The sequence below is a fragment of the Pseudomonas sp. D1-36 genome (assembly GCF_051132205.1).
Classification (GTDB): Bacteria; Pseudomonadota; Gammaproteobacteria; order Pseudomonadales; family Pseudomonadaceae; genus Aquipseudomonas.
On record NZ_CP071674.1, the window covers coordinates 109,487 to 126,810 of the forward strand.

A 17,324-nucleotide genomic window follows, 5' to 3' on the forward strand; every position below is an offset into this window, starting at 1 on the left:
TCGATGTCCTCATCCGATGTTCGACAGTTTCAGCAGGTGCCGCAGGTCGTTGAGCAAATCCTTGCCCTTGACCCGGGCGTCGTAGCGCAGCACTAGGTTGCTGTGGGGATCGATGATCCACAGCTGGGCGCCGCCGGAACCCTGGGCGCCTTTCTGATAGGCAGGCAGATCCAGTGGGTAGCGTTGCAGCTGGGGATATTCGCGCTGCAGCTGGGCGTCGTACTCGCTGTCCAGTGGTTGCGCGATGGCCAGGGCATGGCTGGCGCGGCCGGCTTCGCGGCCCAGGCCGATCTGCACTTGCCGGGCCAGGTAGACCAGCTGGCGGCAGTCCACCGAGCACTCTTGAGGGGCCGTCACCAGGATCTGCCAGCGCTGCTCGTCGGCCTGCACGCCGATGTCGGCGCGAGACTGGCCGTTGCCGATCAACTCGCCGTGGTAGCTGCGGCTGTCGGGGACCCAGAACTGGAATTTGTACATGCCGGTGGCGAGGATCATCGGGCCGATCACGCCCAGCACAATCAACAGCAATTGCACGCGGCCCTTGCGGCGGCTGCGTGCATCGGGCGCTTCAGACGTGTTGGTTGGATTCATGGTGCTTCCCATGGTGTCTCCCTGCGTTGTGCCATCCGAGATAGAGGAAAAGGCCGAACAGCGCCGCCGCCATGGCGAACCACTGCACGGCATAGCCGAGGTGTTTTTCCGGACCCATGGCAACCACCGGCCAATCGGTCCGGTAGGCGCCGGGGCCGCTTTGTTGTCTTAGTTCGTAAGCGAAGCCGCCACGGTCCAGTTCTGCCCAGAGTTTCTGCGGTTCGATGGTGGTGACCAGCCGCGGCCACGGTGCGCTTGCCGGGTCGGCGTGAAGTTGGAACGTGGCGCCGGGTGCGACGTAGACCCAGGCTTGAAGGTCGACAGTCTGTTCAGGTGTGCTGAAGACTGGCGGGGTGCGGCGATCCGGCCAGGGCAGCCAGCCACGATTGACCAGCAGCCAAAGCCCGCTGGCGTGATCGAGGAACGGCTGCAGCAGTTCGACGCCCACCTTGCCGTCGTGCTGGCGGTTGTCCAGGAGCAGGCTGTGATCGGCGTCGAATTGGCCACGCAGGCTGACCGGTCGAAAGGCCGGATCCGTCGTATCCGAAAGCTCGACGCTGTCCATCGGCTTGGCCACGCGGCGCTCGGCATAAGTGTCCATGAGCACACGTTTCTGTTCGCCCCGGCTCATTTGCCAGAACCCCAGGCACACCATCACCGGCACCAGCACGGCCACCACGAGTGACGGCACGATGCCCGGCCGGAAGCCTTTCATGGCGCCGCCCTAAGGCTAATGAACGGGATAGCTATACTCACGTGCATCGCGTCCCCCCGGAGTGTTTCCAATGCTCAAAGCAGCCATCGCCCTGATGCTGATCGCCACGGTTGCCAGCCTGTTCAGCGGCTTGTTTTTTCTGGTCAAGGACCAAAGCGATTCCAATCGCCTGGTCATCGCCCTGGCAATTCGCGTGGCCTTGGCCGCTGTGACCGTCGGCTTGATTGCGTGGGGCTTTTTCAGCGGCCAGTTGGTGTCGCATGCTCCTTGGTAAAGAGTCGCCCTGATAACGGCTGCCTCAGAGTATGTAGACGAAGAAGAACAAGCCGATCCACACCACATCGACGAAGTGCCAGTACCAGCTCGCGGCCTCGAAGCCGAACTGATGCTCGTTGTCGAAGTGCCCCCGCATGATGCGCATCAGCATCACGAACAGGATGATCGTGCCGATGGTGACGTGGGCGCCGTGGAAACCGGTGAGCATGAAGAACGTCGCGCCGTAGATCCCCGAGCCCAACGTCAGGCCCAGCTCTTTATAGGCGTGGATGTATTCCTCGGCCTGGAAGCCCAGGAACGCGCAACCCAGCAGCACGGTGATCGCCAGCCACACCTTCAATGCGCCGCGATGGCCTTTCTTCAGGGCGTGGTGGGCGATGGTCACGGTGACGCTGGAACTGACCAGCAGGATGGTATTGAGCAGCGGCAAGCCCCAAGGGCTGATCACGTCCTTGGGCGGTGGGAAGAGTTTGGGATCCGGGTTGTTCAACAACGGCCAGACGTATTCGAAGTTCGGCCACAGCATCTCCGACAAACCCTTGCTGCCTTCACCGGCCAGACCGGGCGCCGACACCACTCGTACGTAAAACAACGCGCCGAAGAACGCCACGAAGAACATCACTTCGGAAAAGATGAACCAGCTCATGCCCCAGCGAAACGAGCGATCGAGCTGCGCGCTGTACAGCCCGGCGCGGCTTTCCTTGATGACGGCGCCAAACCAGCCGAACAACATGTAGGCCACCAACAGGCCGCCGACGAAAAAGATCAGCGGGCCGTTGGAGTCCGGGCGTGCCGCCTTCAGGTCGTTGAACCAGGTCGCCAGCCCATACACCGTGACGAACATCCCGACCGTGGCGATGATCGGCCATTTGCTCTGGGCCGGAACGTAGTAGTGCTCATGAGTTGCCATTTATTGTTCTCCTTATCGGGCACGCTATCGGTCAGTGTTTAGAGCCACCGGAGGATGACGAGCAGTGATATCGAACAGCGTGTAGGACAGCGTCAGATGCTTCACTTCCTTGGGCATGTCCCGGTCGACGATGAAGCGCATGGGCATCTCGATGCGTTCGCCGGGTTGCAGCACTTGCTGGGTAAAACAAAAACATTCGGTCTTGTGGAAATACGCCGCCGCCGTGCTCGGCGAGATGCTCGGAACTGCCTGGGCGCTCATCGGCCGGTCGGTGGGATTGTGGGCGACGAACACCATTTCGTTCACTGCCCCCGGCTTGACCACCAGTTGATCGCCCTTGGGGTAGAAATCCCAGACCATGTCCACTGCGTTGGTCGACAGGAATTGCACCCGCACCTGCCGTGATTCATCCACCGTCTGCACGCCTTCGTACTGCCCACCGGTCTTGCCGTTGATGCCGAACGCCTTGCACATCACGTCGTAGATCGGCACCAGGGCAAACCCGAAGATGAACATGGCCACCACTACCAGCAGCAGGCGGGTGACCAGTTTCTTCAGCGAGATTGAATCAGCCATGGTTCCCGCTCCTCCCCGAGAACCCTGTGGGAGCGAGCCTGCTCGCGATGGCGGCGACTCGGTGTGTCATACACACCGCTATCGCGAGCAGGCTCGCTCCCACACAAGGCCCCGGTGTCATCTATTTCACTTCCGGCGGCGTAGTAAACGTGTGATAGGGCGCCGGCGACGGCACGCTCCACTCCAGCCCTTCGGCGCCATCCCACGGCTTGGCCGGGGCTGGCTCGCCGCCGCGGATGGTCTTGATCACGATGAACAGGAAGAAGATCTGCGTGGTGCCGAACATGAACGCGCCGATGGACGAAACCATGTTGAAGTCGGCGAACTGCAGGTTGTAGTCGGGAATCCGCCGGGGCATGCCCGCCAGGCCCACGAAGTGCATCGGGAAGAACGCCATGTTCATGCCGATGAACGAGAGCCAGAAGTGCAGCTTGCCGAGGGTTTCGTCGTACATGTGGCCGGTCCATTTCGGCAGCCAGTAGTACGCCGAGGCGAAAATCCCGAAGATCGCGCCGGGCACCAGCACGTAGTGGAAATGCGCGACCACAAAGTAGGTGTCTTGGTACTGGAAGTCCGCCGGGGCGATGGCGAGCATGAGCCCGGAGAAGCCGCCGATTGAAAACAGGATCACGAACGCCACGGCGAACAGCATCGGCGTCTCGAAGGTCAGCGAGCCCTGCCACATGGTGCTGGCCCAGTTGAACACCTTCACCCCGGTGGGCACGGCGATCAGCAGGGTCGCGTACATGAAGAACAACTCGCCCACCAGCGGGATGCCGACCACGAACATGTGGTGCGCCCAGACGATGAACGACAGGAACGCAATGGCGGCCGTGGCGTAGACCATCGAGGTGTAGCCGAACAGTGGCTTGCGCGAGAACGCCGGGATGATCGAGCTGACGGCACCGAAGGCCGGCAGGATCATGATGTACACTTCGGGGTGGCCGAAGAACCAGAACACATGCTGGAACAGCACCGGGTCACCGCCGCCGGCGGCACTGAAGAAGCTGGTGCCGAAGTGGATGTCCATCAGCATCATCGTCACGCAGCCGGCCAGCACCGGCATGACTGCGATCAGCAAAAACGCGGTGATCAGCCAGGTCCAGACGAACAGCGGCATTTTCATCAAGGTCATGCCGGGGGCGCGCAGGTTGAGGATGGTGGCGACCACATTGATCGCGCCCATGATCGAGCTGATGCCCATCAGGTGGATGGCGAAGATGAAAAACGTCACGCTTTCCGGCGCATAGGTGGTGGACAGCGGCGCATAGAATGTCCAGCCGAAATTCGGCCCACCCCCCGGTGTGAACAGCGTCGAGACCAGCATCAGGAACGCCGCGGGCAACAGCCAGAAACTGAAGTTGTTCATGCGTGGCAGGGCCATGTCCGGCGCGCCGATCATCAGCGGCACCATCCAGTTGGCAAGGCCGACGAAGGCCGGCATCACCGCGCCGAAGACCATCACCAGGCCATGCATGGTGGTCATCTGGTTGAAGAACTCCGGCTGTACGATCTGCAAACCGGGCTGGAACAGCTCGGCGCGGATCACCATGGCGAACGAGCCGCCCAGCAGGAACATGGAGAACGCGAACCACAGGTACAGCGTGCCGATGTCCTTGTGGTTGGTGGTCAGCACCCAGCGCATCAGGCCCTTGGCGGGGCCGTGGGCGTGGTCGGCATGACCGTGGTCATCGATCACAGCACTCATGTCCTTTCTCCTTCGAACCAATGGGCTGGACGGCGCGGGGCAACGCGCCCCGACCGGTTGCGGGAACAGACGTCAGGCCGGCTCATTGGCTTTCTGCCTGTTTGAGTTCCAGCACTTCTTTAGGCGTGACCATGTCGCCCTTGTTGTTGCCCCAGGCGTTGCGTTCATAGGTCACGACCGCCGCGATATCGACTTCCGACAACTGTTTGCCGAACGCCGCCATGGAGGTGCCGGGCTTGCCATGGAAGACGATGTTCAAGTGATCCTTGATTGGCCCGGTGGCGATTTTCGAGCCCTTGAGCGCCGGGAACATCGGCGGCAAGCCCTGGCCTTCGGCCTGGTGACATGCCACGCATGTGGTGTGGTAGACCTTGTCGCCACGCTCGACGAGTTCTTCGCGCGTCCACTCCTTGCTGGTCAACTCTTTAAGCTGCGCGGCTTCGGCCTTGCGTTCGCCCAGCCATTTCTCGTAGTCGGGTTTGCTCTTGACCTCTACCACGATCGGCATGAAGCCATGGTCCTTGCCACACAACTCGGCGCATTGGCCGCGATAGATGCCGGGCTTGTCGACGCGGGTCCAGGCTTCGTTGACGAACCCTGGAATAGCGTCGCGCTTGACCGCGAAGGCCGGCACCCACCAGGAGTGGATCACGTCGGCGGAGGTCACCAGAAAGCGCACCTTGGCATCGACCGGCAGCACCAGCGGCTTGTCGACTTCCAGCAGGTAGTGCTCGCCCTTGGTGCTCTGGTTGTTGATCTGTTCGGCGGGGGTCGCCAGGTTGCTGAAGAACTCGACGTCCTGGCCCAGGTATTTGTAGTGCCACTTCCATTGATAGCCGGTGACCTGGATGTCGATCTCCGACTCGCTGGAGTCGTACATCTTGATCAGCGTGGCTGTGGCAGGGATCGCCATCAGCACCAGGATCAGGAAGGGCACGATGGTCCAGAGGATTTCGACGCGGGTGTTTTCGTGGAAGTGCGCGGCATTCTGGCCGGTTGAGCGGCGGTGCATCATCATCGACCAGAACATGGCGCCGAAGACGATGATGCCGATGACCACACAGATCCAGAAAATGGTCATGTGAAGGTCGAACACTGCATTGCTGATCTGTGTCGCTCCAGGCGCCATATTCACAGTCCAGGCCGCTTGCGCCTGACTGAAAATCGACCACAACAGGAGGCCCATCCATACGTGTGGATGTCGCGTCATTGCGGGTTCCCCTTATCGTTCTTGTTATCCCGTAGGCGTAACGCCTGCGGCAAGGGATCGGCTTTTCAGACTGCTTAATTGACTCGCCGCGCCTTGCTGCACATGCAATCGGGTGTCATCAGCTAACTCCATTCCAACCCGAGTATAGACAGCACCTGCAACCTCGCAACGCGACGGCGTAAATCGTTTGAAACAGCCGGGGCTTGCGCTAGAGCCCATGAATGGAGAAGGATGCGTACTGAGTGATGGCAAACCGATATAACGGCGACGTATCAGGGAAGGGGCGGTTATGAAAAATAGGTCTTAGGAGTCAATGCGCGCCAGCTAAGTTATGTCATTCCTATTTCATTGCCTGTTGTTTTCCTGGAGTTGTCATGAACACCGCCGCATTGCGCGAGCAGATCCAAAAAGCCCTGCAACATGAGGCCGAGACCGGCCTGTTGAGCCGTCAGTTGACGGCGCAGTTACCAACGCTGCACCCCGCCATTCAGTTGCCGGATGCGAACGCCAATGACGTCCTGGCGAGATTTGTCGCCGCCTACATCAACGAAGTGCCTGACCTGCTGGATGCAGCCAATGTCGTTGCCAGGGAGGCGGGTATCGAGTCGCAAATCAAACCCGTACTGAAAATTGCCGAGCAGTACTTTCTCCAGCCACCGACCATCACGGCCGGGCATGTCGGGCTCAACAGCCTGCTCGACGAAGCCTATCTGGCGCACCGGTTCGTCGAAGAGGTGAACGACCTCTACATCAAGCATTTCGGCCAGCCGCTGATTCCGTTGGACATGACGGTCGCCAACCTGATCGCCCACCAATTGATCGGTGAGGCGTTTGCCAACCAGCTCGATGAAGTGGTGCATCACACGTTCGATGAGTTGCTCAACGACGAGACGTTTGCGTTGGAGTCGGTGGAAGCCTATCGCGAGAAGCTCAGCAGCCCGGAGACCGGCGCGGCCTGGAAGCGCTGGCCGTGCATGTCCCGTCGCTTGGGCGTGGGCCTGGAGCTGGATCAGCCGGCGGCTTGATCTATCGGGGACGCATAACTCCCCTGTCGGAGCGAGCTTGCTCGCGATTGCATTGGGTCAGCCACAGTGTAGTGGACTGACACGCCGCCATCGCGAGCAAGCTCGCTCCCACATTGAGTTTGTGGTCTTCAAGAATTATCTGCCCTACACCCAGCTCCTTTGGGAGTGAGCTGTCAGGCAGAGGCTGCGCCAACCCCCACCGTCGTGCGCAACCGCCCTTCCAACCGGCGCTTGAGCCCGCGGGATTCAATCAGCAGCTTCGAACCCTTGCTGGCGTTCGCCCGGCCCCATTCTTCGAGCAACTCCAGGCACGAGTGATCGATGTAGCTCAGATTATTGAGCGGCACATGCACCGTCGCGCCTTCGGGAATGGTACCCAGTACCTGGGTCAAGGCCGGAACCTTGAGGAAGGTTGCCGCACCCACCAATCGCAGTTCCATCTCGCCTTCCTGTGGCAGGTCGATCAGGCTGATTTTCAGGCGCGAAGCTTTCCAGGCCAGCTTCACCAGGGTCAGGCCGAAACCGACCAGTACACCGGTCAACAGGTCGGTGAAGATGATCGCCAGTGCCGTCGCGGCATAGGTGAACATGGGCATCCGCCCATAACGACCGAGGCTGCGGAACGCCTTGATGTCCACCAGCTTGAAACCGGTATAGACCAGCACACCCGCCAGGCTCGCCACCGGAATGCTTTGCAGCACGCTCGACAGCAACAGCACGAACAGCAGCAACCACAAGCCGTGGAAGATCGTCGACATCCGCGTGGTCGCGCCGGCCTGGACATTGGCCGAGCTGCGCACGATCACGCCGGTCATGGGCAAGGCGCCGAGCAGGCCGCAGAGCATGTTGCCGATACCTTGCGCCGACAATTCCCGGTCGAAATCCGCCCGTTCGCCGCTGTGCATGCGGTCCACGGCGGCCGCCGACAGCAGGGTTTCGGCGCTGGCGATGAAGGCGACCGCGAAGGCCGCGATCAGCAGCGTTGGATCGGCCAGGTTCAGCAGATCCGCCGGGCGCAGCCAGTCGATGGCTTCGGCCATGTTTTCCGGGACTTCTACGCGCTTGACCTGCAACGCCAGCAGCAGGCTCGCGACGGTTGCCAGGCCGACGCCCAGCAGCGCGCCAGGAATGAAGCGCAGGCTATGGGGCCGGAACTTTTCCCATAGCCACATCACCGCGATCGTCGAAAGGCCCAGCAAGCCGGCCTGCCAGCCGAACGACGGCAAGGCCTGGGCGACTGCCGCAGGGAATGCCGCCAGGTTGTCCAGGCCGGAAGGCTTGGGCGCTGCGTCGAGCATCACATGGACCTGGGACAACACGATCAGCACGCCGATACCGGCGAGCATGCCGTACACCACCGCAGGCGCGGTGACCCGGAACCAGCACCCGAGGCGAAAGCGTCCGGCCAACAGTTGCAGAAGGCCGGCCAACAACAGGATCGGCCCGAGCATGGCCACGCCATGCTGGCGCACCAGTTCGAAAACCAACACCGCCAACCCGGCGGCCGGACCGCTGACTTGCAGCTTGGAGCCCGCCAGAAAACCCACCACCAAACCACCGATGATCCCGGTAATCAGGCCCTTGGCCGGTGGCAGGCCTGATGCGATGGCAATGCCCATGCACAATGGCAGCGCCACGAGGAATACAACCACCGAAGCCAACAGCTCCCGTGGCAGAACAGCTTTTAATTGAGCAGCACGCATGGCGACTCTCCCGAAGTTTCTTCAGGCATGGCGAGGCCCTACCGCCTCAATAGCGGTAAGGCTGAACCATACAAGGATGATTAGGAGTGGTTTTAGAAGCGCGCTTTGGGCGTCGCCACCGGTATCGGATGGCTGCCATCGAGCGGCAGGAAACAGCCCCGGTCCGCGTCAAAGGCTTTGATCTCGCTGGTCTCGATGTTGTACACCCAGCCATGGATGAACAACTGGCCGCTGGCCATGCGAGAAGCCACCGAGGGGTGCGTTCGCAAATGCTGCAACTGCGCGATCACGTTCTCTTCGGTGAGGACAGGCATGGTCTGCTTCTCGTCACCGCACGGGCAGTTGTCATGGACCATGGTCTTGGCGACTTCGGCGTGGCGCAGCCAGGCCTTGACCGTCGGCATTTTTTCCAAGGTATCGGGGTTGAGCACGGCACGCATGGCGCCGCAATCGGAGTGGCCGCAGACGATGATGTGCTGCACGCCGAGGGCGAGCACGGCGTATTCGATGGCGGTGGAAACACCGCCGTTCATCTGGCCGTAAGGCGGAACGACGTTGCCGACGTTACGGGTCACGAACAGGTCGCCAGGAGAGCTATGGGTGATCAACTCGGGCACGATGCGCGAATCGGCGCAGGTGATGAACATCGCCCGGGGCTTCTGGGCGGTGGCGAGTTTCTTGAAGAGCTCTTCCTGCTGGGGAAAGATCTCGTGATGGAAATGCAAAAAGCCGTCAACAATGTGCTGCAGCGCTGCATCGGCGGTTTCCGCCTGGGGTTGGGCTGAAGCCGACGCAGCCAACGGCTGTTTATCCTTGTCACTCATGATTCATCCTCTTTGAGACGCCAGTGGCTGGTTAAAAAACATCCAGGTCGAAAGGCTCGACCCGTCAGTCACTCGATGAACAAGGTAGCGGCCGAAACTTAACTCAAACTGAATGGAAGGCTCTAAAACGCATATTACGAGGCGTAAACAAAGCGCCAGGGATGTTTGCGCCGCGCCATCTCCAAAGATCAATTTAAAGCGAACTGTATTTAAATCAATGACATCTGTCGCCCCGGCGGACAGAAGGCATCGCAATCAAGATCGTAACCGTCGCGTCGATCCATTCCCAATCGCTTAATCGTTTTAGCGAAACGCTGCGCCAGCAGATCGGCAAACGGGCCTTCGCCGCGCATCCGTACGCCAAACCGGCTGTCGTACAGCTCACCGCCGCGACTCTGGCGCACCAGGCTCAACACATGGGCGGCGCGCTGCGGGTAGTGCGCCTGCAACCACTCCTCGAACAGCGGCGCCACTTCCAGTGGCAGGCGCAACATGACATAGGCGGCGGTCTGCGCGCCGGCGGCATGGGCTTCGGCCAGCAGGCTTTCGATCTCGCTGTCGTTGATCATCGGAATCATTGGCGCACACAGCACCCCCACCTTGATACCCGCCTCGCGCATGACCCTTATGGCCCGAAGCCGTGCGCTGGGCGCGGCCGCGCGGGGTTCGAGAATGCGCTTGAGCTCATCGTCCAGCGTGGTGAGGCTGATCATCACGTGTACGAGGCGTTGCCGGGCCAGTTCGGTCAACAGGTCCAGGTCCCGCAGGATCAACGAGCCTTTGGTGACGATGGTCACCGGGTGCCGATGACGCAGCAACACCTCGAGAATCCGCCGGGTAATGCGTTGCTCGCGTTCGATCGGCTGGTAGGGGTCGGTGTTGGAACCCAGGGCGATCGGCGCGCACTGGTAGCCGCGCCGGGCCAATTGTTGCTCCAGCACGTCGGCGGCGTTGGTCTTGGCGATCAGCTTCGTTTCGAAATCGAGCCCGGGCGACATGTCCCAGTAGGCATGGCTGGGCCTGGCATAACAATAGATGCAACCGTGTTCGCAGCCTCGGTAGGGGTTGATCGAGCGATCGAAAGGGATGTCGGTGGAAGTGTTGCGGGTGATGATGGTCTTGGCGGTTTCGATGCGTACTTCGGTGCCCTGGGTCGGCGGTACTTCCTGGTACCAGCCATCATCCTCGGCCACCGAACGGCTTGGGGCGAAACGGTTATGCGGATTGGTGGCGGTGCCGCGGCCACGGGGCGGAAGAGGGACGGACATGGGCAATACTCCGAAAGCTGTATGTGCATACAGTATTCGTTGATTGCCATTGCGGCCAGTGCCATTGGGCGGGTTCTATGGATAAGCGAGTCGCCTCAGCGCAACCCATAGTCCAGCACAATCCCCACGAAAATCGCCAACCCGGCCCAATGGTTGTGCAAGAACGCCTTAAAGCAGCGCATCCGATCCTTGCTGCGGGTGTACCAGAACTCCCAGGCGAAACACGCGGCAGCGGCCACCAATCCCAGGTGAAACCAGCCACCGAGCTTGAATGTCGACCCGGCCAGCAACAGGCAAGCCAGGGCCAGGCCTTGCAGCGTGAGGATGATCACCCGGTCGGCATCGCCGAACAGGATCGCCGTGGATTTCACGCCAATTTTCAAATCATCGTCCCGGTCGGTCATGGCGTAATAGGTGTCGTAGCCCACCGTCCACAGCAGGTTAGCGATGTACAGCAACCAGGCGGCCGCCGGCAAATGGCCGGTTTCGGCGGTGAAGGCCATCGGCATGCCCCACGAAAACGCCGCGCCCAGCACCACTTGGGGGTAATAGGTATAGCGCTTCATGAACGGGTAGCTGAAGGCCAAAGCCAACCCGCCCAAGGACAACAGAATCGTCGGCGCATTGGTGCACAGCACCAGCAGGAAGCTCACGCTCATCAGCACCGCGAAGAACACCAGCGCTTCCCTGGAGCTGATCTTGCCGCTCACCAATGGACGCTGTTCGGTGCGCTTGACGTGGCCGTCCACCTTGCGGTCGGCCCAGTCGTTGATCACGCAGCCGCCGGCACGGGTCAGTACCACGCCGAGAATAAAAATCACGATGTTGGCCAGGGATGGCGAACCCTCACCGGCGATCCACAGCGCCCACAACGTCGGCCACAGCAGCAGATAAATACCGATGGGCTTGTCCATGCGCGTCAGTTGCACGAAGTCCCAGGCCCGCGGATTGAGGCGGTTCAAGGATTTGAGCAGTTGCACGTACATCAGCAATTCTCCGAATAGGCGCGAGCGACTGTCCACATGCTCGGCAGAAACACCTCCGCCACCAGTACGCTCAACGTGCCGCGATCAAAACGTGAACGACGGCCCCACAACGCGGTGACGCGGACCTCTGCCGGCAACCATTCGCTCGGGTAGTGGCAGACCTCGATCGCCCGACGCTGGAACGCCTGGTCACAAAACAGCAGCTCGCCCAACGAGCGGCTGCCCAGTTCGTCCATCCGCAAGCCGTCGCCCTGCAACGCGCTGCGCGCCGCCACGCTGCGGGCAAACACCCAAGGCTGGCCGTGGCCGCGCAGGTACACCTCGCGCACCCAGCCCTCGCTGCCCTCGGCCAGGTCCAGCGCGGCACACTCATCGGCGCGCAACGGCTGCCAGCCTTCGAACAGCGGCGTCACGCTGAAGTGATCGTCCGACAGGCCGGTCAGGCGCCGGGTCAGGGAGCCTTGGTCAAACAGCCAGTCCATGACGCACGCATCCGGGCGGGGCGACAGCAGGTGTTGGGGCAGCCATTGGAGTGTAGGAAATATCGAATTTGTAGGCGGCACAGGGGTCTTGAATGGCAGCAAATGAGGCCGCGAGCTTACCATGCCGGTCGGCGATTTTGGCCGAGCCAACCCGCCGTCGCGCCGATGCCGCTTGCATCTGTCGCGACCGATCAGTACAAAACGGCCCTGAGCCGGAAAATACCGGCCAAGCCTGACATCTTGAGGAAGTATTGGAATGAAGAAGTGGCAATGTATTGTCTGTGGCCTGATCTACAACGAAGCTGACGGTTGGCCTGACGATGGCATCGCGCCCGGCACTCGCTGGGAAGACGTACCGCAAGACTGGCTGTGCCCGGACTGCGGCGTCGGCAAAATGGATTTCGAAATGATCGAAATCAACTGATCGTTTCACCAAACGGAGAGCAACATGAGCGCACCTGTCGTCATCGTCGGCACTGGCCTGGCCGGTTACAACCTGGCCCGGGAATTTCGCAAGCTCGACAGCGAAACCCCGTTGCTGCTGATAACCGCGGACGACGGCCGCTCCTACTCCAAGCCGATGCTCTCCACGGGCTTCGGCAAGAACAAAGACGCCGATGGCCTGAGCATGGCCGAGCCAGGCGCGATGGCCGAGCAACTGAATGCCGAGGTACGCACCCACACGCGCATCAGCGGCATCGACCCGGGCCACAAGCGCCTGTGGATCGGCGAAGAAGCAGTGAGCTATCGCGACTTGGTGCTGGCCTGGGGCGCTGAAACCGTGCGCGTGCCGGTGCAAGGCGACGCGGCGGACCTGATCTTCCCCATCAACGACCTGGAAGACTACGCCCGCTTTCGCGCCGCCGCCGCTGGCAAGCGCCGGGTGCTGCTGCTAGGCGCCGGCCTGATCGGCTGCGAATTTGCCAACGACCTGATCCTGGGTGGCTATGAAGTAGAACTGGTCGCCCCATGCGAGCAAGTCATGCCGACGCTGCTGCACCCGGCGGCCGCCGCAGCGGTACAGGCCGGGTTGGAAAGCCTTGGCGCGCGGTTCCACCTCGGCCCGGTGCTCAATCGCCTGCAACGGGTGGCCGACGGTTTGGAAGCGCACCTATCGGACGGCCAAGTGATCGCCTGCGACCTGGTGGTCTCGGCCATCGGTCTGCGCCCGCGCATCGACCTGGCGGCCGCCGCCGGCCTGGTGGTCAATCGCGGCGTCGTGGTGGATCGTCATCTGAAGACTTCCCACGCCAATATCTACGCCTTGGGCGACTGCGCCGAAGTCGATGGCTTGAACCTGCTCTACGTGATGCCGCTGATGAGTTGCGCGCGCGCCCTGGCCCAAACCCTGGCCGGCAACCCCACCGCCGTAGGCTACGGCGCCATGCCGATCACGGTGAAAACCCCGGTGTGCCCATTGGTGGTTTCGCCACCACCACGGGGTAGCGAAGGCGTGTGGAGCGTCGAAGGGCAAGGCGCCGACATCAAGGCCCTGTGCCGCGACGCCCAAGGCAATCTGCTGGGCTACGCCCTGACCGGTGCGGCGGTGATGGAAAAACTGGCGTTGAACAAGCAGCTTCCAGCCCTGCTGGCGTAAATACTGGCCGTTCTGTCACAAATAACCTGCTTTTGAGGGCACAAACCCCCGCCGGCCACTGGCGCCGGTTGCGGCCCCGTGCCATCCTCACTCCCGTCTGCCGCAGAGTAGAGCCTGCGGCGCCTTAGGGGGTGTTCCGAAGAGAACAGCCCGGACATAACAACAAAAAAACCGTCAAAGGGGCTTCATTCATGCGTAAACCAGAACTCGCTGCCGCCATCGCGGAAAAAGCAGACCTCACCAAAGAACAAGCCAACCGCGTCCTCAACGCCGTCCTCGAAGAAATTACCGGCGCCCTGCACCGCAAGGACAGCGTCACTCTGGTCGGCTTCGGCACCTTCCTGCAGCGCCACCGCGGCGCCCGCACCGGCAAGAACCCACAAACCGGCGAGCCAGTGAAGATCAAGGCCAGCAACACCGTTGCGTTCAAGCCGGGCAAGTCTTTGAAGGACAGCGTTAACCCGTAATCGCGGCGAGTACCTCTGACGAGGGAAGGAAGCGGCAACAAAAAAGGCATACCGATGGTGATCGGTATGCCTTTTTTTTGTGGCTGGTGGATTGAAATCGTTCGTTAAGCCAACCCATGAATCCGTGGCGAGGGAGCTTGCTCCCGCTCGGCTGCGAAGCAGTCGTCGCTTTTGGAGCTGCCTCACGCTGGAGCGCAGCCCGGCCCAGCGGGAGCAAGCACCCTAGCCACAGCGATTGTGGTTTGGCGGCTATCGGGGATCGACGTTATCCAATGCACGGTTAGCCAGCAACGAACTCAGCTCGATCAATTGCTGGATGCCCAATAGGACATGGCGGTTGGACCCTTCCATATCGAAAGCCAGTTCATTGACCATCGCATCAGCTGAAGCGAGGGTTTCGCTGAGGTTGACCAGCAGGCATTCGTTGTCGATATCTTTTACGACGGTGAATAACTGGCCGGGTTGGATGGTTTCTTTAGGTCTTGGTGATTTGGGCTTTAGATGAAAATCCAATGCTCGCTTAGCGGCGTCGTCGAGTTTTTTGGCGTTAAGGCCGTCCAGATAAGGAGAGTTGGGATCTGCTTCTGGAGGGTTTGGAGTGATTTTGAACATAAGCTGGAATCCTTGAGTTAGGCCGCGACCTTTCCCTACTAAAAGAAGGGTGGCGGCTGTGCGCAGGTTAGTAGACCGGGGATTCCAGCATTGCCGGCGCGCCGAAGCGCCCTGCGCACAGTCACCATCAAGGACAGGAATTGAGATACCTGCTTGTTGAGGACTCATGCATCTTGCGGAAAAACCTCGGGCTACTAAACCCGACCACTGATGGGCAGTGGCAGGGAAAAGATAGAGCTCGGGAGCAAGGCGCACAAGCCGGCGAATTCTGGCGTAGTTGTAGGCAAAGGCGCAAGGCTGCGTAGCCGGATTGAGGCTCGTAGGTCTGCGATTAAACCTAGTGGCACTCCGTCGGGATTTGGCTAGGAAATCTGCTTCCGGGTGTCGACGATTGGATCAATTTTGAAACAAGTTAAGCCCCATTCGACCTATCAAAAATAAAAGTAGTACAAGAAAAAACTTTCTTATGAAACCACTCCCGTAGCGTAGCGCTAAAAAAACTCCAGTGAGCGATCCAGCGATATTGCACAGAGCAATAACGCCACCCACGGCCCACAAAACATTTCCAGACGGAACAAAAAATACTAGCGCTGCGGTAAAAGTAACCAAGTTGACCAGCTTTGCAGATGCAGATGCATTTAAAAAATCGAAGCCGAAATATTTAACAAATATGAAAAGCAATAGACTTCCGCTTCCAGGGCCAAAGACGCCGTCATAAAATCCGACCAAACCCCCGAACAACACTCCTAATAGAATCTCCCTGGTTCTGCAGTGTTTTCCGGTGTTTACTAGGCCGAGATTTTTTTCTTTGAAAATATATGCAGTCATCGCTATTAGAATAAAAAAAACAACAAACTCCATTATTTTCTTAGGTACTACAGATACCGAAGCCGCCCCTAAAAAGGCACATATAAATGCCGAGGCCATCGTCGGAAGCATGAGCCTCCATATAATTTTTATTCTTTTCAAATAGCTAAATACTGAGGAAAGGTTGCCCGCCAAAACCGCTACTTTATTAGTCCCGAAAATTGTGGCTAGACTTTGCTGAGGTAAAGCATGTAAAAGCGCGGGAAGCTGTACGAGGCCGCCACCACCCACTGCCGCATCTATCAACCCTCCGCAGAAAGCGAAAAAGCCCAGCACTATCAAAGCGAATTCATAATCCATTCGTACTACCCTTTCGGAGCTTCCTTTCATAAAACATCGTATTTGTTCGCTTAGTTTAAATGCCGGGGTGCATTTATAATTCGCCGATTAGCATGATGCTGGGCATAAGAAACCAATCGGCGCGCTCCTGGTTGGGGCATGTTTTTGTGTGGTCGAATATTATGTTCGGTGCTAAATCTTATAATTTGCAACTGAGGGGTTTACGGGGCTGAGGTTAAAGCGCGATGCATAGCTTCAAAAGATCGTCCTACTCGTTCGTTGTAATTGAGCATAATACCTTTCAATCGCCCAATTTTAAAATTTAGGCCTACTGTGCGTCCATACGACTGCGCAGCGGCCAAGGCATGCAAACCATGCTTATTCTCCACGTCGCCAGAATGTCCCATTATGTACGCTTTTGCGTTACGAAAATCCTTAGCGTTAGTGCTCAGCGAAGGATCAATGCTGAATAGCTTGTCCTCTATTTTCTGAGCAATGTAGTTATACTCCTGCCCATTCCAAAGTTCTGATGCGATGGATACCATCATTGCATCCATAATGGATTCTTCATGTTCGACTGAATTCAGCGCCGATTTGTGTTCGGCCACTCCAGTTGCATATAGAAACTTCGAAAAATCGTTACACTCTTCAACTTTATATTGGTTTTCAACCCATGTTTTTGCGCCAAAGGCTTTGGCCATGTAATCATACATACCATCATGTCCCTGATGGCCGAGCCCAAAATCATCTTTAGCGACTTCATGCATATGTGCCAAGACGTTGTGATAACCAGCTTGTTTCTCGATAGGAACCGATATCGCATCTGCTGATAATCGCATGATAATTTTGCCTGATACTAAGCTGGTGGTTCTGTGAGTTTCGTTCCACCCGTTAAAAAATTTCATAACTGAGGAATCGGCTGTGGTTTTGCATAGGAAAGCGTTAAAGGCATTTTCCGTATGGAATTGAGCTTCCTTTGTAATGGGGTGGAAAAGTACTTCAAGCATCGCGCCCTGCAGATCCGCTATGTCCGTAATCTGCGCCAGTATAGGTTCCCTTCTATGATCATCACATATAGCTCGTCCAGGTATTTTCAGGTTTTTTACATGCTTTGGCAGCGCCTCAATAAATATCTCACCAAAATCTCGCATGTACTTATGCTTATTTGCCTCAAAACGAATTTGCGATAATGCTGAGCTCATGGCAGTGTTTTTCTCCTTGAAAATTT

Annotated in this window: 19 protein-coding genes; 5 read left to right on the forward strand and 14 right to left on the reverse strand. The window is 58.8% G+C overall.

What is annotated here, in order from left to right:
* Window positions 1-9 precede the first annotated feature (9 nt).
* Together J3P76_RS00515 and J3P76_RS00520 are read right to left on the reverse strand one after the other, a co-directional pair.
* On the reverse strand, window positions 10-603 hold the full coding sequence (locus J3P76_RS00515; RefSeq protein ID WP_434675638.1) for a hypothetical protein: 594 nt from the start codon (window positions 601-603) through the stop codon (window positions 10-12).
* On the reverse strand, window positions 569-1,306 hold the full coding sequence (locus J3P76_RS00520; RefSeq protein WP_434701395.1) for an SURF1 family protein: 738 nt from the start codon (window positions 1,304-1,306) through the stop codon (window positions 569-571). The genes J3P76_RS00515 and J3P76_RS00520 overlap by 35 nt, the downstream gene beginning before the upstream one ends.
* A gap of 70 nt (window positions 1,307-1,376) precedes the next feature.
* Between J3P76_RS00520 and J3P76_RS00525 the strand changes: the two genes are divergently transcribed.
* A complete protein-coding gene (locus tag J3P76_RS00525; protein WP_420765983.1) occupies window positions 1,377-1,580 on the forward strand; it encodes a twin transmembrane helix small protein in 204 nt (67 codons plus the stop codon).
* Between the two features lie 24 nt (window positions 1,581-1,604).
* Here the strand turns inward: J3P76_RS00525 and J3P76_RS00530 are convergent, their stop codons facing one another.
* From J3P76_RS00530 to coxB, 4 genes are all read right to left on the reverse strand, one after another.
* Window positions 1,605-2,492, reverse strand: coding sequence for a cytochrome c oxidase subunit 3 (locus tag J3P76_RS00530; RefSeq protein ID WP_420765982.1), 888 nt, complete (start codon window positions 2,490-2,492; stop codon window positions 1,605-1,607).
* Window positions 2,493-2,516: 24 nt separating this feature from the next.
* On the reverse strand, window positions 2,517-3,068 hold the full coding sequence (locus tag J3P76_RS00535) for a cytochrome c oxidase assembly protein (RefSeq protein WP_420765981.1): 552 nt from the start codon (window positions 3,066-3,068) through the stop codon (window positions 2,517-2,519).
* Window positions 3,069-3,189: 121 nt separating this feature from the next.
* Window positions 3,190-4,776 carry a cytochrome c oxidase subunit I gene (gene ctaD / locus J3P76_RS00540; protein ID WP_420765980.1) on the reverse strand — a complete coding sequence of 529 codons (1,587 nt, stop codon included), beginning with the start codon at window positions 4,774-4,776 and terminating at the stop codon, window positions 3,190-3,192.
* Window positions 4,777-4,858: 82 nt separating this feature from the next.
* Window positions 4,859-5,986, reverse strand: coding sequence for a cytochrome c oxidase subunit II (coxB, locus tag J3P76_RS00545; RefSeq protein WP_434608602.1), 1,128 nt, complete (start codon window positions 5,984-5,986; stop codon window positions 4,859-4,861).
* A 374-nt stretch (window positions 5,987-6,360) separates the two neighbouring features.
* Here coxB and J3P76_RS00550 point away from each other — a divergent pair, with 374 nt between their 5' ends.
* Window positions 6,361-7,011 (forward strand): hypothetical protein, encoded by a 651-nt coding sequence (locus J3P76_RS00550; RefSeq protein WP_434608600.1) that lies wholly within the window; start codon window positions 6,361-6,363, stop codon window positions 7,009-7,011.
* 173 nt (window positions 7,012-7,184) lie between these two features.
* On the opposite strand, the gene J3P76_RS00555 is transcribed toward J3P76_RS00550, so the two are convergent.
* From J3P76_RS00555 to J3P76_RS00575, 5 genes are all read right to left on the reverse strand, one after another.
* Entirely contained in the window at window positions 7,185-8,714 is a 1,530-nt protein-coding gene (locus J3P76_RS00555) for a SulP family inorganic anion transporter (protein WP_420765977.1), read from the reverse strand.
* Window positions 8,715-8,806: 92 nt separating this feature from the next.
* Window positions 8,807-9,538: a carbonic anhydrase gene (locus J3P76_RS00560; RefSeq protein ID WP_420765976.1), complete on the reverse strand. Its 732-nt coding sequence runs from the start codon at window positions 9,536-9,538 to the stop codon at window positions 8,807-8,809.
* Window positions 9,539-9,747: 209 nt separating this feature from the next.
* Window positions 9,748-10,806: a PA0069 family radical SAM protein gene (locus J3P76_RS00565; RefSeq protein WP_434608597.1), complete on the reverse strand. Its 1,059-nt coding sequence runs from the start codon at window positions 10,804-10,806 to the stop codon at window positions 9,748-9,750.
* Between the two features lie 95 nt (window positions 10,807-10,901).
* Window positions 10,902-11,792, reverse strand: a complete 891-nt coding sequence (gene ubiA / locus J3P76_RS00570) for a 4-hydroxybenzoate octaprenyltransferase (protein WP_434561390.1) — start codon at window positions 11,790-11,792, stop codon at window positions 10,902-10,904.
* Window positions 11,792-12,355 carry a chorismate--pyruvate lyase family protein gene (locus J3P76_RS00575; RefSeq protein ID WP_434701397.1) on the reverse strand — a complete coding sequence of 188 codons (564 nt, stop codon included), beginning with the start codon at window positions 12,353-12,355 and terminating at the stop codon, window positions 11,792-11,794. The genes ubiA and J3P76_RS00575 overlap by 1 nt, the downstream gene beginning before the upstream one ends.
* 175 nt (window positions 12,356-12,530) lie before the next feature.
* Between J3P76_RS00575 and J3P76_RS00580 the strand changes: the two genes are divergently transcribed.
* The 3 genes from J3P76_RS00580 (at window position 12,531) to J3P76_RS00590 (ending at window position 14,338) form a co-directional block, all read left to right on the forward strand.
* Window positions 12,531-12,698 carry a rubredoxin gene (locus J3P76_RS00580; RefSeq protein WP_420765972.1) on the forward strand — a complete coding sequence of 56 codons (168 nt, stop codon included), beginning with the start codon at window positions 12,531-12,533 and terminating at the stop codon, window positions 12,696-12,698.
* Window positions 12,699-12,722: 24 nt separating this feature from the next.
* Window positions 12,723-13,871: an NAD(P)/FAD-dependent oxidoreductase gene (locus J3P76_RS00585; RefSeq protein WP_434561386.1), complete on the forward strand. Its 1,149-nt coding sequence runs from the start codon at window positions 12,723-12,725 to the stop codon at window positions 13,869-13,871.
* 191 nt (window positions 13,872-14,062) lie between these two features.
* Window positions 14,063-14,338, forward strand: a complete 276-nt coding sequence (locus tag J3P76_RS00590; protein ID WP_003213368.1) for an HU family DNA-binding protein — start codon at window positions 14,063-14,065, stop codon at window positions 14,336-14,338.
* A 249-nt stretch (window positions 14,339-14,587) separates the two neighbouring features.
* On the opposite strand, the gene J3P76_RS00595 is transcribed toward J3P76_RS00590, so the two are convergent.
* The 3 genes from J3P76_RS00595 to J3P76_RS00605 all read right to left on the reverse strand — a co-directional run bounded on the left by J3P76_RS00595 (window position 14,588) and on the right by J3P76_RS00605 (window position 17,298).
* On the reverse strand, window positions 14,588-14,950 hold the full coding sequence (locus J3P76_RS00595; protein ID WP_434561384.1) for a DUF6124 family protein: 363 nt from the start codon (window positions 14,948-14,950) through the stop codon (window positions 14,588-14,590).
* A 396-nt stretch (window positions 14,951-15,346) separates the two neighbouring features.
* A complete protein-coding gene (locus J3P76_RS00600; RefSeq protein ID WP_434649409.1) occupies window positions 15,347-16,117 on the reverse strand; it encodes a sulfite exporter TauE/SafE family protein in 771 nt (256 codons plus the stop codon).
* Window positions 16,118-16,317: 200 nt separating this feature from the next.
* Window positions 16,318-17,298, reverse strand: a complete 981-nt coding sequence (locus J3P76_RS00605) for a hypothetical protein (protein WP_434701398.1) — start codon at window positions 17,296-17,298, stop codon at window positions 16,318-16,320.
* Window positions 17,299-17,324 lie beyond the last annotated feature (26 nt).

Excerpts from the sequence above, each read along its gene's own strand:
- coxB (WP_434608602.1), bottom strand. The coding sequence starts at position 5,986 with ATGACGCGACATCCACACGTATGGATGGGCCTCCTGTTGTGGTCGATT.
- J3P76_RS00585 (WP_434561386.1), top strand. The coding sequence starts at position 12,723 with ATGAGCGCACCTGTCGTCATCGTCGGCACTGGCCTGGCCGGTTACAAC.
- J3P76_RS00560 (WP_420765976.1), bottom strand. The coding sequence starts at position 9,538 with ATGAGTGACAAGGATAAACAGCCGTTGGCTGCGTCGGCTTCAGCCCAA.
- J3P76_RS00525 (WP_420765983.1), top strand. The coding sequence starts at position 1,377 with ATGCTCAAAGCAGCCATCGCCCTGATGCTGATCGCCACGGTTGCCAGC.
- J3P76_RS00600 (WP_434649409.1), bottom strand. The coding sequence starts at position 16,117 with ATGGATTATGAATTCGCTTTGATAGTGCTGGGCTTTTTCGCTTTCTGC.
- J3P76_RS00565 (WP_434608597.1), bottom strand. The coding sequence starts at position 10,806 with ATGTCCGTCCCTCTTCCGCCCCGTGGCCGCGGCACCGCCACCAATCCG.
- J3P76_RS00590 (WP_003213368.1), top strand. The coding sequence starts at position 14,063 with ATGCGTAAACCAGAACTCGCTGCCGCCATCGCGGAAAAAGCAGACCTC.
- J3P76_RS00515 (WP_434675638.1), bottom strand. The coding sequence starts at position 603 with ATGGGAAGCACCATGAATCCAACCAACACGTCTGAAGCGCCCGATGCA.
- J3P76_RS00535 (WP_420765981.1), bottom strand. The coding sequence starts at position 3,068 with ATGGCTGATTCAATCTCGCTGAAGAAACTGGTCACCCGCCTGCTGCTG.
- ubiA (WP_434561390.1), bottom strand. The coding sequence starts at position 11,792 with ATGTACGTGCAACTGCTCAAATCCTTGAACCGCCTCAATCCGCGGGCC.
- ctaD (WP_420765980.1), bottom strand. The coding sequence starts at position 4,776 with ATGAGTGCTGTGATCGATGACCACGGTCATGCCGACCACGCCCACGGC.
- J3P76_RS00550 (WP_434608600.1), top strand. The coding sequence starts at position 6,361 with ATGAACACCGCCGCATTGCGCGAGCAGATCCAAAAAGCCCTGCAACAT.
- J3P76_RS00580 (WP_420765972.1), top strand. The coding sequence starts at position 12,531 with ATGAAGAAGTGGCAATGTATTGTCTGTGGCCTGATCTACAACGAAGCT.
- J3P76_RS00520 (WP_434701395.1), bottom strand. The coding sequence starts at position 1,306 with ATGAAAGGCTTCCGGCCGGGCATCGTGCCGTCACTCGTGGTGGCCGTG.
- J3P76_RS00595 (WP_434561384.1), bottom strand. The coding sequence starts at position 14,950 with ATGTTCAAAATCACTCCAAACCCTCCAGAAGCAGATCCCAACTCTCCT.
- J3P76_RS00555 (WP_420765977.1), bottom strand. The coding sequence starts at position 8,714 with ATGCGTGCTGCTCAATTAAAAGCTGTTCTGCCACGGGAGCTGTTGGCT.
- J3P76_RS00605 (WP_434701398.1), bottom strand. The coding sequence starts at position 17,298 with ATGAGCTCAGCATTATCGCAAATTCGTTTTGAGGCAAATAAGCATAAG.
- J3P76_RS00530 (WP_420765982.1), bottom strand. The coding sequence starts at position 2,492 with ATGGCAACTCATGAGCACTACTACGTTCCGGCCCAGAGCAAATGGCCG.